Raw genomic sequence first — 14,827 nt, 5'->3', positions numbered from 1 at the left:
ATGTCAGAAACAAACACCTAAGCGGAATCCAATATTATTATTTCCATCCTGACAACCGGTCAGCAACTCGCTTTTGTTGGTGGCATAACTATAATATGCAGCCAGATGGAAACCAAATCGGCTTTGGGAAAACGGATAAATGTTCACTCCAATTTCTGGAGAGACATAGAACCCCCAGGGTTTATCTGTCAGACTTATAGTATTCAGATATGTTGTATTTTGGGCATACATGGTTCCTATCTTGGTGCCAACATAAGGTTTCAGGCATCCATTGCTGATAAATCGGTATGAAGCGGCAAGCCCGAATGGTAGCTGGAAAGCCGACTCTTGTCGGTCAGTAGTCAACGAAGCAGTACCTTCAGTTATGGTTTGACGCGGAACATATTTATGATTTGTATGGAAATCAAGGAAAGCCCCCAGACTCCAGTGTGGAGTAAGGAAATAACCTCCTTCCAGATTCATACCCCAACCACTGATTTTATCGGCAAAATTCGTATTGAGAGGAGCATTCATCTGCCAGTCTACATTAAAATGCAATCTATCGCTGATATCCTGTGCATAACTACTGAAATAAAACAGGCCCGATATCATGAATGCCAGAATATACTTTTTCTTCGGAATAAATTTTATTGTTTTCATAATTTTGCTTTTTAGGATTTCTTGATATAAGGAGATTGGTCAAACGCTTGATTGACCGCATCCAACGTTAGTTGCATGTTATATTTGGAATTCTCAAATAATAGTCCGGTTGCGTATGAATGCCAGATTACCGGTAACTTTACTTTCTGACTTGTATCCTCGGGATGGTCTGTCAAATTTACCATTTCCATTATCAATGTTCCTGTATTATAACTATAAGTTACAGGATACGGATAATACCAGTCGTTCCAATATGGTCCCCAATAACCGGGTCCCCACCAGCCGTTATACCATCCGCCTCCATACCATCCGCCGGTTCCTATTATTTGGGTTGTTTGGCGCGTGAAAGAGAGCTGTAACCCAATGTTAGCATTCTTAATCACTTTAACCCTTGTATAACCACGGGTATCCATCTCATCAGCAACCTGCTTAATAATTTCTTGTGCATTCTCATCCTTCCAAAACTCCGCCTTCATTCCCTGTCCTATCAGTAGAATACTATCGGGCAAACAATAAGTTTTGAAATCATTGAAATTAGTTTTGCTGTCATAATTGGTGTAAACTGTGAAATTATTGTCAAGCTTACTTAAATCCGGATCTTTTTCACACGAAGTGGCAAGTACTGCCATTAATCCTATAAACAGATACTTTTTCATATTCTTTCTTTTAAGTGTTAAACCATAGTTGTTTTTAATTTAATGCCTATAGTCAGCTAAAATATTTTAACTTGTTTATTTACTAAACACACATTTTCTACCTTAGAGTGAATTGCCTTTGAATACATTGGCCTTAGCCATTGGGAGTAAACTTCCTGTTAATGAAAAGTTGTTTGAATTGAAGTTCGGACTTATGTCTACCGATGCGTTATTACTTCCTTTATTCAAGCGGATGTTCACCTGTGCTGATATTCCGACTCCCATTACGTTCATCGAAACGGATATATTACCTTTTTTGTCGGTAGTCTGCTTATATCTGGATATATTCCCGTTGACAGTAATGCCGCCTAGACCGTTGGGACCGCTGATCGGAATATTGAAGGCTACCTGAACCACAGCTTTATTACCTTTTACCGCTACAAAATTTGTGTTGGGAGAAACGAAAGCTGTGGTACCATATTTAAACATAACATGATCTGCTTCCAAAATGAAGTTTTTCATTTCTATAGCTTGTTTAGCTTCATCGAAAAACATTTGGTCGAGTAATTCTTGTTCAGCTTTTTTTTGTTTGCGGGATTCTTCTTTGACAGTTTGTGCCTGAATGTTTCCCATGCTAATGAATAATAGCAACATTGATAAGATTGATAACTTTTTCATAATTGTACTTTTTGAGTTATACTTTTTCTTTTCTTTGGTTCAAAGATAGTGCGCCGATTTTATTTTCTTCCGGTTTTTTTTACTGAATCGTAAACGGCAATTTCCCAACTGTAGATATGGTGTGCTGAGTCGTGAAAAGTCTGTTTCTGGATACCATTCAGCAGATAATTGATGCTATTCAGGTTTGCCGTTTCGTTAGTTGGATACATACGTACTGCTATATCGTTGAGATCTGTATTGAGGTCGGTACAAGTGATGTAACGAAATTTTCTTGATAGAATCGTGAAGAGAATTACCGATCTGTTACGGCTATACCCAATTGAAAAAAATAGTCTTTGTTTCCGTTTCCGGAAGCAAAAAGGGATTGTTTTTTATAAGTATAATGGAAATAGGTATAATAAAAAGTTTCATGTGGAAAATAATGAAGAGACTTTACTGGAAAGGGAAAGAAGGATTGAGAAAATATTGCAGGGACAAGGAAGAAACCATATTGCTTTGTATAAAGTAATCGGCTGTCGGAACATAAAAATACGATTGGATTAATGCACTCATCAGATGGTGGGAGAATTGGAAATAATTATGAAACAAGAGGGGGAATTGCTAAAAAATAAATTTTTTACGCATGCTTTGTGCTGAAACGAGGAAATTTTACCTATTTTTGTCTGTCTATTTTTGAATGCTATGATACAGGTAATACAATTAAAAGGAAAAGACAAACATTTATATCAGCTTTTGGCGCCTCTAGTAATGGATCCGGATGTAATACGTGCAAATAATAACTATCCGTTCAAGACAAGCGAAGATTTTGTTTGGTACATTGCGATTGATAACAGAGATGTGATAGGCTTTATTCCGGTTGAACAGAAAAGCGGGAAAAAGGCTGTCATTAATAATTATTATGTAGCTGCGGTGGACGAGAAACGAAAAGAGATCTTGTCGCTTCTGCTATCTTCTGTAGTCACGGCATTTATACCTGCGGGTTGGACGCTTAACTCTGTCACGCTGATACAAGATCAGGAAACTTTTGAGAAATTCGAGTTTGCATCTATGGACAAGAAGTGGACACGCTATGTAAAAATGAACAGATGAATTATGGGAAAAAAAACAATCACAGGAACAAAAAATGTATATGAATTAGCACAAGAGCGACTGAAAGTAATATTTAACGAGTTTGATAATATTTATGTATCTTTCTCGGGAGGAAAGGATAGTGGGGTTCTGCTGAATATGTGTATCGACTACATCAGGCGGAATAATCTGAAAATACGTTTGGGAGTGTTTCACATGGACTATGAGATTCAATACAAGATGACCATCGACTATGTGGACAGGATACTGGAGGCGAACAAGGACATCCTGGATGTATACCGTGTGTGCGTGCCTTTCCGGGTATCTACGTGTACATCTATGTACCAGTCCTTCTGGCGGCCCTGGGAGGATAACAAGAAAGATATCTGGGTACGCTCCATGCCTAAGAAGGCCATGAAGAAGGAGGATTTTCCTTTTTACAATACGACCATGTGGGATTATGAATTTCAGATGCGTTTTGCGCAGTGGCTCCATCAGAAAAAGGATGCGGTACGCACCTGCTGTCTGATCGGTATCCGTACGCAGGAAAGTTTTAACCGCTGGCGATGTATCTATATGAGCCGCAAATTCCAGATGTATCATAAGTATAGATGGACTTCAAAGGTCGGAAATGACATCTATAATGCCTATCCCATCTTCGACTGGAAGACGACGGATGTGTGGACGGCAAACGGAAAATTCCAGTGGGACTATAATGTACTGTATGACCTGTATTATCGTGCCGGAGTCAATCTGGAACGTCAACGGGTAGCAAGCCCGTTCATCAATGAAGCGCAGGAGAGTCTGGCGCTCTACCGGGTGCTTGACCCTAACACCTGGGGGAAGATGATAGGACGGGTGAATGGCGTGAACTTCACCGGTATGTATGGAGGCACGCACGCTATGGGATGGCAGATGGTGAAACTTCCGGAAGGGTACACCTGGAGGGAGTTTATGTACTTCCTGCTCTCTACCTTGCCGGAACGGGCCCGAAAGGGGTATCTGCGTAAACTGTCTGTCAGTGTACATTTTTGGCGAACCAAAGGAGGCTGTCTGAGTGATTCCACCATTCAGAAACTGATTGATGCCAAAGTGCCGATTATCGTGATGGACAATAGCAACTATAAGACATACAAGAAGCCGGTGCGCATGGAATATCAGGATGATATCGATATTCCGGAATTTAGGGAAATACCGACTTACAAGCGTATGTGTATCTGTATCCTCAAGAATGACCATGCCTGCAAATACATGGGATTCTCGCCGACCAAAGAGGAGATGAGTAAGAGAAGTCAAGTTATGGAACAATATAGAATCATAGTATCATGAGTGTAGATAAAAGTCCGGTCTACGAGGTGAAAGCAGTGCCCGTAGAAAAAGTATTAGCGAACGATTATAACCCGAATGTCGTAGCTCCTCCCGAAATGAAGTTACTGGAGCTTTCGATCTGGGAAGACGGTTTTACAATGCCTTGTGTATGTTATTACAATAAAGAGGAAGATAATTATATCCTCGTAGATGGTTATCACCGATATACGGTATTGAAGACATCGAAACGGATTTATAAGCGTGAGAACGGATTGCTTCCGATTGTGGTGATCGATAAGGATTTGTCCAATCGTATGAGCTCTACCATCCGGCACAACCGTGCCCGTGGGATGCATAATATTGAGCTGATGTGTAACATTGTAGCAGAATTGGACAGAGCCGGCATGTCCGACCAGTGGATTATGAAAAATATCGGAATGGATCGGGATGAACTGCTGCGTTTGAAGCAGATTTCGGGACTGGCGGATTTGTTTGCCAACCGGGAGTTCAGTATCCCGGATGAGGTGGCACCTACGGAGACAGAACGTAAAACACTCTGATTTTTCACCTGTATCATAGTATATAACATAGCCCTCGGATGAGATTATCCGGGGGCTTGTTTTATTATGGAATTTATTTATATTAATTCACACTAAAAGTTTCGAATGCTGAAACTTTTGTCTTTTTTTTATTCTAATAGTGCAAAATGCCTGTTTTACTACTCCTTATTTTTAGATTTCGCAATATTCCATTCGGACGACCTCTTTATTAGCCATATAAGATAACTTTCATTGTCTGTATGAGAAATGAATGAAATTCGCAGAGTCATGCAATATCCCGACATTTGCATTATGAGATTTTGACTGATTACAGATTAAGGCTTGACTGAGTACCAATGTCAGGTAAATACGAATGTTTAATGAGATTAGAGGGATTTAAAGTGAATATTGGGTTGTTCAACCTTTTATTATTAGTAGCTATATTATCTTGTATGGATGATACTTTCACTAATAATACTACTGCCAAAGGGACATTTATTTCGATCAGAGGAATAGGTGTTCAGAGCAGTACACATCTAGTCAATCCGGAAACGTATGATTTTGTATTTTTTGCCAATGAACCGTATAATATTCCCGTAATAAACCAATTGAATTATATTACTGCTTATGATAATCTGAATGATATTGTGTATTCAGAACGCTATTCCTTGTCCGAACAATTAATTCCGATGATACAGGAGGTTAATTATCAATACGTTGCGTGAAAAGATGAAGAAAATGATGAAATATATAATGAAGATATTTGGTCTGGTGATCATCTTACTGATATCCGCCTGTGAGCATGAAACATTGTTGACGGGAGAGCCGGATGATCCGGGAGATATTTCGGAAGACAAGGTGCGGCTTGAGATTTTTGCACGGGCGAATTCATACCGCCTGCCTTCGACCAGGGCACTAGGGGATGAAAATACGGTCGAAATGACTCCCTGGGTACTCGTGTTCAGAGGGAGTGGCACAGGGGCTATTTTTGTAGAAGCTGTGCAGGCCTTCGAGTTTGCAGGAAAGCGATATGTCCTTTTAACTAAGCGGACTGATGGAAGTAAGTACCAGTTGCTGATATTAGCTAATCCGATGGCTCAGTTTTATTACGGAAATGCTTCTACGGGATATGTTTTCAATGAGTCACAACTTACTGAGAAGTTGATTGAGGGAACAACTACCCTGGCTACTGCATGTACGAACTTGCTGACGGAGCCGGCAAGTACTTCTCCTGCCCGCATCCCGTTCAGCGGTGTGGGTGAGACGATACCGATGAGTTATTTGCTGGAAGTAGATAAGGTGGATAATACAACGAAGATAGAAAAGAGTGACGGGAGTTCGTTGATGCTTCTTCGGGCGGTTGCCAAAATCGTGGTTGTTAATGAAGCATCGAACTTTGAACTGGAAGGAGTGTCTGCTGTGGCAAACGTTCCGCGACAGGGGCAGTTGCATAACCTTATCCCTGCTTCTATTATGGGCAATGCTGGTAATTTGACGAATTATCAATACGATGCTTCATGCTCGTTGCCTTTGGTGTCAGCAGAAACGATAACCAATAAACAAAGTACCGAAAACAGTCCTATTTATATCTATGAAACCAATACCCAGACTTATAGTACATATCTGATCATTCAGGGAATTTATGAAACCAAAAGCTATTATTACAAAATGGCGATAGTAGATAAGGATCTGAACTATATGAATATATATCGGAATCATGCGTATACTTTTACAATAAAGAAAGTGCATGGACGGGGGTATGATACCGTAGCGGATGCAAAGCTTTCTAAACCGTCGAATACGGATCTGGATTTTGAAATTACAGTGGACGACAGTAATTCTTATGAGATTATAGCTAACAATGATTATTATCTGGGTGTGAGTAATTCTGTCTTTATAGCTTATTCTCCGGATGATGCGAGTACTTATGAGGCTTTTAAAGTGATAACGGATTGTGAAAAGGCTTTTCCGGATGCGCGTACAATAACCGACAATATGGCCGAAGCTGATAATTCGTTTGCGCTAAGCAGTCCCGCTGACGGAAAATTGCCTATAGTAGCAAGCACTTCTCCACGTGTCACTCCGGTCAGTGTATTGATACAAAGCTGGCTGATGTATAGTGAAGTGGGGCAGAGTTTTGAGGGAAGAGATAAAGTGAATGCATATATAACATTAAAACTTGGAAATTTGGAAAAACAGGTTCATATCAGACGAAGAGCGGCTATTGATGCCGGCGGTACCATACTTAAATACATGCCTGCCAATAGTTATCCGTTTCCGACGACTGGTGAGGTGGATTATCATTGCCTTACCGGGGAGGTGGAAGATGGTACTGACAATCCTAAGGAATGGATAAAATTACTGCCATCTTCGATGGTGGACAGAAATGATACGGATAAAATCATAGTGGAAGACGGGCATATCTATATTAAAATAATGCCTAATACGGCTTCAACAACGAGAAACGGTATCGTGTATCTGACAACAATTATGCCCGGTAGTTTATATACAGGTGAAAGTACGGTGAAGCGTATCAAAATTGATATCACTCAAAAGGGTAATTAATAAACGTAAGATAAATGAAGAAAGTTAGTATACTCATAGTATTGGTGCTCGGATGTTTTATCGAGAGTAAAGCTCAGAAAGTTGCGCTTAAAAGCAACCTTCTATATGACGCTACGACTACCATGAATCTCGGGCTGGAATTCGGACTGGCACGTAAGTGGACGCTGGACGTTCCGGTGAACTATAATCCCTGGAAGCCGGACAACGGAAGACGTCTGCGCCATTGGGGAATACAGCCGGAAGTCCGCTACTGGTTTTGTGAGAAGTTCAGACGTACGTTCATCGGAGTGCATGGACATTATGCGGACTTCAATGTCGGTGGGTTCCCGGACTGGTCGTTTATTAGTGAGAATATGCAGAACAGCCGCTATCAGGGATATCTGTATGGCGGGGGTGTTTCCGTCGGTCATTCATGGATTCTGAAGAAACGCTGGAGCATCGAAGCATCGGTAGGAGTGGGGTATGCACATATTGTATATGACAAATATCCGTGCAGGGCGTGTGGTACCAAACTGAAAGACAGTAGTAAAAACTATTTCGGTCCCACCAAAGCGAGTGTGTCACTTATTTACGTAATTAAATAAAGTAGAATAGAATGATGAACAGAAGTATACAATTCATCGTGTGTGTATTGGCTATCTTATGTCAGAATATAAATTCGGCAGTTGCCCAGACACGCTCTTATGACGGGGTTATCTCTGTAGTACCGGTACAGTTGGAACAGCGCGGTAAATCGGTTTATATAAATATTGACTTCGTTCTGGAGGATGTAAAGGTCAAATCGGCACACGGAGTGGATTTTATTCCGCAACTGGTTGCTCCTGCATATACTTACAATCTTCCGAAAGTATCCATCAAGGGACATAATGAATACCTGGCGTATGAACGCTGGCTTTCATTGATGAGTGCGAAGGAGAAGGATAGCTACGAAAAACCTTATGTGGTGGAAACAGGGTAGCAAGAAAAGAAATGATACGATTCGATACAGATATATATTGCCTTACGAATCGTGGATGGACGATGCCCGGGTGGACGTACAGCGCGACGAATGCGGCTGCGGCGAAATTCAGCTGATGGATGTGGAACCACTTGGGGATATTGAACTGGAACGTATATTAGTACCTTACGTGGTAACACCTTTCTTTGCCTATTTGCAGCCTAAAGCGGAAGAAGTGAAGAGCCGTGATATACAGGCGGAATGTTTCCTTGACTTCGAGGTGAACAAGATTAATATTCGTCCGGAATATATGAATAACCCGAAGGAGCTGGCTAAGATCCGTGCGATGATTGATGAATTGAAGTCTGATCCTAGTATCAAGGTAAACAAATTGGATATTGTAGGCTATGCTTCACCTGAAGGATCATTGGCAAATAACAAACGTCTGTCCGAAGGACGTGCGATGGCGCTACGTGATTATCTGGCATCCAGATACGATTTCTCGAGAAATCAGTATTATATCATCTTTGGTGGTGAAAACTGGGATGGACTGGTGAAGGCGCTGGATACGATTGATTTTGAATATAAAGATGAAGCGCTGAATATTATCAATGATATCCCTGTTGAAAAAGGTAGGGAAGCTAAGTTGATGCAGCTTCGTGGCGGAGTACCTTATCGATATATGTTGAAATATATATTCCCAAGTCTTCGTGTGGCTATTTGTAAGGTGAATTATGAGATTAAGAACTTTAATCTGGACGAAGCGAAAGAGATCATAAAGACACGTCCTCAGAATCTGAGCCTGAATGAAATGTTTATGGTTGCCAACAGCTATCCGAAGGGTTCTCAGGAATTCATCGATGTGTTCGAGACTGCGGTCCGAATGTATCCGAAGGATGAGATCGCCAGTATTAATGCTGCCGCTGCTGCTCTTTCGCGTAATGACTTGGTATCTGCGGAACGCTATCTGAATATGGTAAATGTCAATAAGCAGCTGCCTGAGTATAGCAATGCTATGGGTGTATTAATGTTATTAAAAGGAGAGTATGAACATGCGGAAGAATATTTGAAAGCCGCAGCCAAATCGGGTCTGCAAGCTGCCGGACAGAATTTGGAGGAACTGGCTAAGAAAAAAACGAATGCAGCTGAAATAGAAAAAATAGAAAATAGGGATAAATAAACTAGTTACAAACGCTTTTATTAATTTGTAAAAACAATGAAGAAAAAGAATTTTTTTATGTTAGCGCTTGCTGCTGTGGCTTTTGCTGCTTGTAGTAACGAAGATTTAGTGCCGACTGGGAATCCAGGTGATGATAATCAATTGGTGACAGACCCGACAGGAGACGCATGGGTGGCATTAGCTGTAAAGACTCCGGTACAAACTCGTGGATTGCATAACCCGAATCAGGAAGCTGCAACAGAGGACGAATCAAAAATCACTACAGTGCGTGCCATATTCTTTACGGCAAATGCGAATGAGGATGCTGCAACTGTAACTGCTGACTTGACATTGGATAATGACGAAGCTGGTCTTGATGCCAATGGTATTCCTAGTGGGGCTGCAGGTAAGGCTTTTAAAGTCCCTGCAACTTCTAAACGAATATTGATTATTGCGAATCCATCTCCTAAATTTGAAGCAAAGACTGCTAGTGAGACAGATCAAAAATGGCCTGTTGGAACGACTTATGCAACAGTAAATGCAGCTCTTGACGATACTTCGGCTTCTATGACAACTGCTGGTAAATTTATGATGTCTAACGCTAAGGGTTCGTTGGAACCTTCAGATGAAAATGAAGCTTCAGGGACATTTGGTGCTCCTGTCGATTTGGCTCTTTATGCAACTGAGACAGCAGCTACTAATAATCCAATATCTATCAGAATTGACCGTGTTGTATCAAAAGTTCGTGTATATGTTACTGCTGATTCTGATGCAAAGGCAACTATTTCGGATGCGGGATGGGTGTTGAATGCTACTAACAAGACATTCTTCCCTGTATCTAAGAGAACGTTGACTTGGAATGAGACTCCTGCTAATAAACCTTTAGGTGCTCGTGGTACATGTATTACTCCGTTTGACCAGTATAAGATCGGTTCATACAGAGTTGACCCTAACTATAGTACTCAAGCTTTGGCTAACTATAATGCTTATACCAGTACTTCAGCTCCTTCAATTTGGAATGATCCTACAACTACGGTGAATAAAGTTGCTGAATATTGTCTTGAAAATACGCAGACTGCAACTCATAATGTACATGCTTATACTACACATGTACTGTTGAAGGCTAAATTCATTCCGTCTGAATATGGCAGACCTGCGCCAAATGATGGTACTCCATCTACAGCTCAGGAAACAGATCCGAAACTTGTCGGTGACTGGATGTTAATCAATGGTGGCTTCTATACTTTTGCTACATTAATGGAGTGGATTGAGGCAGAATTGAAAGCTAAATATGCTGATAAAGAGCCTACTACCTTCCCGACTGCTCGTACTACTGCGTATAATAGATATTTAGCTGCTGTTGGTGTAGGTGAAATTAGCCTTCCTGCTACAGCTGATGCTACAGCTATTACCAGTCTTGTTGACGATTTTAAAGCAACAAAAGCTAATGTAGGAAATGTTGCAGCTAAAGACAGAGCTATAACTGTAACAGGTCTTACTTATTATGTAGGTGCTGTAAGTTACTACAAAATTATGATCAAACATGATGATACCAGTGCTGTAACAAATGAATTAGGTGAATTTGGAGTTGTTCGTAACTCTGTTTACGATATCAATGTTAAGAAGTTTAACAATCCAGGATATCCGGCTATTCCGGATCCGGACGAAGGAACGCCGGATGAGAGTGACGAAGGCTGGTTGTCTATTGAAATTATACCTAATCCTTGGACTTGGTATACTCAAGAGGAAATTATGTAATTCGGAATTAGTAATAGAAATAGATTTTTCAAATAAAAGTTGTGGGAGAAACTCTCCCACAACTTTACTCCCAATATTTTCAAAGTTGCCGAAAACTTTTTAAAATTTCGGGATATTACTTTTGATGGAATCAATAAAGTATTCTATCCTCTGAATTAGGAAATAACGAGAAAAGAGATTATTTCTTTTCCTCTATATATAATTGAAAAAAAGGAAAATATGAATCTAAAAAGCCTTATATGTTACGTTGCCTTAGGTATTCTGTTGATGAGTTCCGGGATAGTAGCTTCATGCGACAGCTTTAATGAAGACCTGCCGGAATGCCGCTTGTCAGTGAAGTTCAAGTATGACTATAACATGGAGTTTGCGGATGCGTTTCATGCTCAGGTAGATAAAGTAGAACTTTATGTATTTGATAAGAATGGGAAATATCTGTTTAAACAAGCTGAAGAGGGAAGTGCATTGTCTACCGGCAATTATCTGATGGAAGTTGAACTTCCTGTCGGACAATATCAGTTTATGGCATGGGCCGGTGCACGTGATTCATATGATATCACTTCATTGACACCTGGTGTCTCTACTCTTACGGATTTAAAATTGAAACTAAAACGTGAAGCCTCTCTCATCATCAATAAAAGGATGGAAACGCTCTGGTATGGTGAAGTCATCAATGTCAACTTCGATGGGACCGTCCACCAGACTGAGACGATAAATCTGATCAGAGATACAAAAATCGTACGATTTGGCTTCCAGTCTTATACAGGCAGCTGGACACTGGATATGAATGACTATGACTATGAGATTATAGAATCCAATGGACATCTGGGACATGATAATTCATTACTGGATGATGATGTGTTGAGTTTCCGACCTTACTATATGGAACAGAAGGATCCTGCGACTGCCTATGTAGACATGAATACAATGAGGCTGATGGAAGACCGGAAAACTCGTTTGGTGCTTACTGAAAAAGCATCCGGAAAGAGAGTGTTCGATATAAATCTGATTGATTATCTTGCTATGACCAATGCGGAGGGTAAAAATCTGAGCACACAAGAATATCTGGATCGACAGAGCAACTATCATATAATCTTTTTCTTGTCTGAATCATGGCTTGCTGTACAGATTGTTGTCAATGGATGGGTGCATCGCATTCAGGAAGAGAATCAATAGAATGATCTAAGAATAGTGGGGAACTATTATTAGTGGGACAGGATAAATAGTAATATCCTGAAGGGAGAACAGCCCGGGTCGATAATGATCCGGGCTGTTTGTACTTTAGAGAGTATCGATCACTGTACGTTGCTTTTGCAGGAACTCGATACGCTGGGCTTCTCCACTTTCTGAAATTAGTGTGGAATGTCGTTTCAATGATTGAATCCAGTTCCGCTGTATCTGACAGATTTGCGGACTTTGCGAATCCATCGAATTGATGGAATACACCCGGAGCAAACTGACTTGGTAGTCTTGTTTCTCTATGTAGGTGTAAGTCGCTTCGAAATCAATGTTTGAGAGATAGAAAGAGACTTTTCGCCCCTCACTGAATTCTCCCTTAACAGATAGTGTCTCCATGACTGAAAGCAATTGGTAGAGTTCATCTTTCAGGTGTGCCACGTCGTCTTCCGTAATCAGATTCAGACTTGCGAAATACTTGATCTCTTTGACAAAGGAAAGAAAGATGTTGCTATCCCAGATAAAATAGGTCTTCCGACATTGCTTTACACTTTCACTCAGCTTATTATGCGCTTTCACGATTCTGTCTTCTACCTGCATCTCTGCCAGTGAGTTCGGTGTTTTCATTTGCCCGTTCTGATAAATCCATCGGCAAAGGCGGAACTTAGACATGTATTCGTAAGATGAATAAAGAGTGAAGGGAAGAAGGTTGGAAGCTGTATATACTTCCGTCGTATCGTCTCCTTTCACATAATCGAATATCTGCTGATAACGGCTGATAATCTCATAATAACTTTCTAAAGTGTTGGGCGAATGCAGCAGGTTCATATCAAAAGTAACTCTATTGGAAAGGTGGTTACCTATAATCTGATCAATAGAAATCCCCAGTTTTTTAGACAGAAGGGCTACTTCGTCGATAGTAAAAGCTACTTCACCCCGTAGTCTGCGATAGACGGCTTCTTTACCCATATACAAAATGTCTGCCAGAGAATTGGCAAGATTTTGTCCTTTGGGGATCCGTTCTTTCATTGCAGTAATCAACTCGTTTACAATACCATTTTTCATTGTTTGTTCTCTTTTATATACGTTAATACTTTATGTGATACATTCTATGCAAAATTACGGCATGTAAACGAGAGTTTTGTGTGGGAAAACAGTTCTGAAGAGTAAGAGCTTTTTCTCATTTGATAGAATAGAGATAGAAAAAGAACGTATAATGGAAAAAAGTAGGCAATAAGCTTGTCTACTTTCATGATTTGGAATTATAAAATTCAGTTAGTTTCGATTATCGAAATTAGGAAGAACTCTATAGAGCATCAATGATTTCGCGCTGTTGATTAAAGAATTGGATGCGTTGCATCTCACCACTTTCTGAGATGAGTGTAGAGAATTTCTTTAATGACTGAATCCATTCTTTCAGACTTTGAAACATCTGAACGTCCTGTGTAGTGAGTGAATTAATGGAATAAACACGTATCAGACTAAGTTGTAGTGTACTTGTCTCGAGATAACTGTAAGTCGCCTCGAAGTTGATTTGTGACACATAAATATGCACATCATTACCAAAGTCTGTCTTTCCTTTTATAGCAAGCCTTTCCAACTCATCTGTAAGTATCAGCAATTCTTCTTTCAGATTTTGCTTCATTTCGTCTGAAATGAGATGTATGTCGGAAAAATACTGTATATCATTGATAAGATGAAGAAAAACCATGCTGTCCCAAATGTAATCGGTAGAATGAATATGATGCGAAAGTTTCGCAAAATCTTGCTGGACATTGATTATCTTTTGAGGAATCTCCAGTTCTTCGAAATGTTTGCACTTAATATGTTCATTCTGATACATCCACTTGAAGAAACGGAACTTGGCCAGAAGTTCGTGCTTCAGATATAGTGTCTGCGGAATTACATTGGAGGCTGTACCTAATGAGGCATTCGGATCTTCCCGCAGCGTATGGAATAACTTGACGTGCTTGTTGAGGAAATCATAGTAAGTTTCGAAGGGGTTGCCATGATCTACTACATTGATATCGAACATTGCATTGTTGCTGAAGCTAACTCCGGCAATTCTGTCCAGGGATATCCCCAGTTCTTTTGAAATAATGGCTGCTTCCTGAAATGTAAAGGGGACTTCGCCACGCAGCCTCCGGTAGATAGCTTCCTTACCCATATAAAGGGTATCCATTAATATATTTGCCAATTGTCCTTTTGCAGGGAACTTTTCTTTGGCCGCTTCTATCAGGTTTGTATTAAGTTCATTCATTATCATAATCCTATTGAATTAGTGGTTTGTTTCTATTAATAACACTTGACACAGGAAAGTTGTTTCGGAAACTGAAACTATTTTATTTTTGCTTTTCTTAAAAAATAT

At 40.3% G+C, this 14,827-nt stretch carries 14 protein-coding genes and 1 pseudogene; 9 read left to right on the top strand and 6 right to left on the bottom strand.

Annotated features, from left to right (window positions below):
* Positions 1-3 precede the first annotated feature (3 nt).
* From BT_RS05400 to BT_RS05385, 4 genes are all read right to left on the bottom strand, one after another.
* Positions 4-639, bottom strand: coding sequence for an outer membrane beta-barrel protein (locus BT_RS05400; RefSeq protein ID WP_008763514.1), 636 nt, complete (start codon positions 637-639; stop codon positions 4-6).
* Positions 640-650: 11 nt separating this feature from the next.
* Positions 651-1,295, bottom strand: coding sequence for a DUF4136 domain-containing protein (locus BT_RS05395; protein ID WP_011107609.1), 645 nt, complete (start codon positions 1,293-1,295; stop codon positions 651-653).
* A gap of 102 nt (positions 1,296-1,397) precedes the next feature.
* Positions 1,398-1,952, bottom strand: a complete 555-nt coding sequence (locus tag BT_RS05390; protein WP_011107608.1) for a DUF4251 domain-containing protein — start codon at positions 1,950-1,952, stop codon at positions 1,398-1,400.
* A gap of 59 nt (positions 1,953-2,011) precedes the next feature.
* Entirely contained in the window at positions 2,012-2,161 is a 150-nt protein-coding gene (locus tag BT_RS05385; RefSeq protein WP_008763517.1) for a hypothetical protein, read from the bottom strand.
* 472 nt (positions 2,162-2,633) lie between these two features.
* Between BT_RS05385 and BT_RS05380 the strand changes: the two genes are divergently transcribed.
* The 9 genes and pseudogenes from BT_RS05380 (at position 2,634) to BT_RS05340 (ending at position 12,459) form a co-directional block, all read left to right on the top strand.
* Complete coding sequence (locus BT_RS05380) at positions 2,634-3,041, top strand: hypothetical protein (protein WP_008763518.1); 408 nt, start codon at positions 2,634-2,636, stop codon at positions 3,039-3,041.
* Between the two features lie 3 nt (positions 3,042-3,044).
* The gene (locus BT_RS05375) at positions 3,045-4,349 is read left to right on the top strand and encodes a DUF3440 domain-containing protein (protein WP_008763519.1); all 1,305 of its coding nucleotides are present in this window, start codon (positions 3,045-3,047) and stop codon (positions 4,347-4,349) included.
* On the top strand, positions 4,346-4,888 hold the full coding sequence (locus BT_RS05370) for an IbrB-like domain-containing protein (protein ID WP_008763520.1): 543 nt from the start codon (positions 4,346-4,348) through the stop codon (positions 4,886-4,888). The genes BT_RS05375 and BT_RS05370 overlap by 4 nt, the downstream gene beginning before the upstream one ends.
* A gap of 359 nt (positions 4,889-5,247) precedes the next feature.
* Positions 5,248-5,592, top strand: coding sequence for a hypothetical protein (locus tag BT_RS05365; RefSeq protein WP_011107607.1), 345 nt, complete (start codon positions 5,248-5,250; stop codon positions 5,590-5,592).
* Positions 5,593-5,605: 13 nt separating this feature from the next.
* A complete protein-coding gene (locus tag BT_RS05360; RefSeq protein WP_011107606.1) occupies positions 5,606-7,432 on the top strand; it encodes a hypothetical protein in 1,827 nt (608 codons plus the stop codon).
* A gap of 14 nt (positions 7,433-7,446) precedes the next feature.
* Entirely contained in the window at positions 7,447-8,016 is a 570-nt protein-coding gene (locus tag BT_RS05355) for a DUF3575 domain-containing protein (RefSeq protein ID WP_011107605.1), read from the top strand.
* An 11-nt stretch (positions 8,017-8,027) separates the two neighbouring features.
* Positions 8,028-9,549 (top strand): annotated as a pseudogene (locus BT_RS05350) (DUF3868 domain-containing protein).
* Between the two features lie 36 nt (positions 9,550-9,585).
* Positions 9,586-11,286: an Mfa1 family fimbria major subunit gene (locus BT_RS05345; protein ID WP_011107602.1), complete on the top strand. Its 1,701-nt coding sequence runs from the start codon at positions 9,586-9,588 to the stop codon at positions 11,284-11,286.
* 219 nt (positions 11,287-11,505) lie between these two features.
* A complete protein-coding gene (locus BT_RS05340; protein ID WP_008763526.1) occupies positions 11,506-12,459 on the top strand; it encodes a FimB/Mfa2 family fimbrial subunit in 954 nt (317 codons plus the stop codon).
* A 105-nt stretch (positions 12,460-12,564) separates the two neighbouring features.
* Here BT_RS05340 and BT_RS05335 read toward each other — a convergent pair whose 3' ends face one another.
* Both BT_RS05335 and BT_RS05330 read right to left on the bottom strand, forming a co-directional pair.
* Positions 12,565-13,524 (bottom strand): helix-turn-helix domain-containing protein, encoded by a 960-nt coding sequence (locus tag BT_RS05335; protein ID WP_008763527.1) that lies wholly within the window; start codon positions 13,522-13,524, stop codon positions 12,565-12,567.
* Positions 13,525-13,765: 241 nt separating this feature from the next.
* A complete protein-coding gene (locus tag BT_RS05330; RefSeq protein ID WP_008763528.1) occupies positions 13,766-14,725 on the bottom strand; it encodes a hypothetical protein in 960 nt (319 codons plus the stop codon).
* Positions 14,726-14,827: the final 102 nt, after the last annotated feature.

Source organism: Bacteroides thetaiotaomicron VPI-5482 (assembly GCF_000011065.1).
GTDB classification, from domain to species: Bacteria; Bacteroidota; Bacteroidia; order Bacteroidales; family Bacteroidaceae; genus Bacteroides; species Bacteroides thetaiotaomicron.
The sequence above is the reverse complement of the archived record's forward strand: the minus strand, read 5'-3'. Positions and strand labels throughout refer to the sequence as shown.

Excerpts from the sequence above, each read along its gene's own strand:
- BT_RS05400 (WP_008763514.1), bottom strand. The coding sequence starts at position 639 with ATGAAAACAATAAAATTTATTCCGAAGAAAAAGTATATTCTGGCATTC.
- BT_RS05395 (WP_011107609.1), bottom strand. The coding sequence starts at position 1,295 with ATGAAAAAGTATCTGTTTATAGGATTAATGGCAGTACTTGCCACTTCG.
- BT_RS05390 (WP_011107608.1), bottom strand. The coding sequence starts at position 1,952 with ATGAAAAAGTTATCAATCTTATCAATGTTGCTATTATTCATTAGCATG.
- BT_RS05385 (WP_008763517.1), bottom strand. The coding sequence starts at position 2,161 with ATGTATCCAACTAACGAAACGGCAAACCTGAATAGCATCAATTATCTG.
- BT_RS05380 (WP_008763518.1), top strand. The coding sequence starts at position 2,634 with ATGATACAGGTAATACAATTAAAAGGAAAAGACAAACATTTATATCAG.
- BT_RS05375 (WP_008763519.1), top strand. The coding sequence starts at position 3,045 with ATGGGAAAAAAAACAATCACAGGAACAAAAAATGTATATGAATTAGCA.
- BT_RS05370 (WP_008763520.1), top strand. The coding sequence starts at position 4,346 with ATGAGTGTAGATAAAAGTCCGGTCTACGAGGTGAAAGCAGTGCCCGTA.
- BT_RS05365 (WP_011107607.1), top strand. The coding sequence starts at position 5,248 with ATGAGATTAGAGGGATTTAAAGTGAATATTGGGTTGTTCAACCTTTTA.
- BT_RS05360 (WP_011107606.1), top strand. The coding sequence starts at position 5,606 with ATGATGAAATATATAATGAAGATATTTGGTCTGGTGATCATCTTACTG.
- BT_RS05355 (WP_011107605.1), top strand. The coding sequence starts at position 7,447 with ATGAAGAAAGTTAGTATACTCATAGTATTGGTGCTCGGATGTTTTATC.
- BT_RS05345 (WP_011107602.1), top strand. The coding sequence starts at position 9,586 with ATGAAGAAAAAGAATTTTTTTATGTTAGCGCTTGCTGCTGTGGCTTTT.
- BT_RS05340 (WP_008763526.1), top strand. The coding sequence starts at position 11,506 with ATGAATCTAAAAAGCCTTATATGTTACGTTGCCTTAGGTATTCTGTTG.
- BT_RS05335 (WP_008763527.1), bottom strand. The coding sequence starts at position 13,524 with ATGAAAAATGGTATTGTAAACGAGTTGATTACTGCAATGAAAGAACGG.
- BT_RS05330 (WP_008763528.1), bottom strand. The coding sequence starts at position 14,725 with ATGATAATGAATGAACTTAATACAAACCTGATAGAAGCGGCCAAAGAA.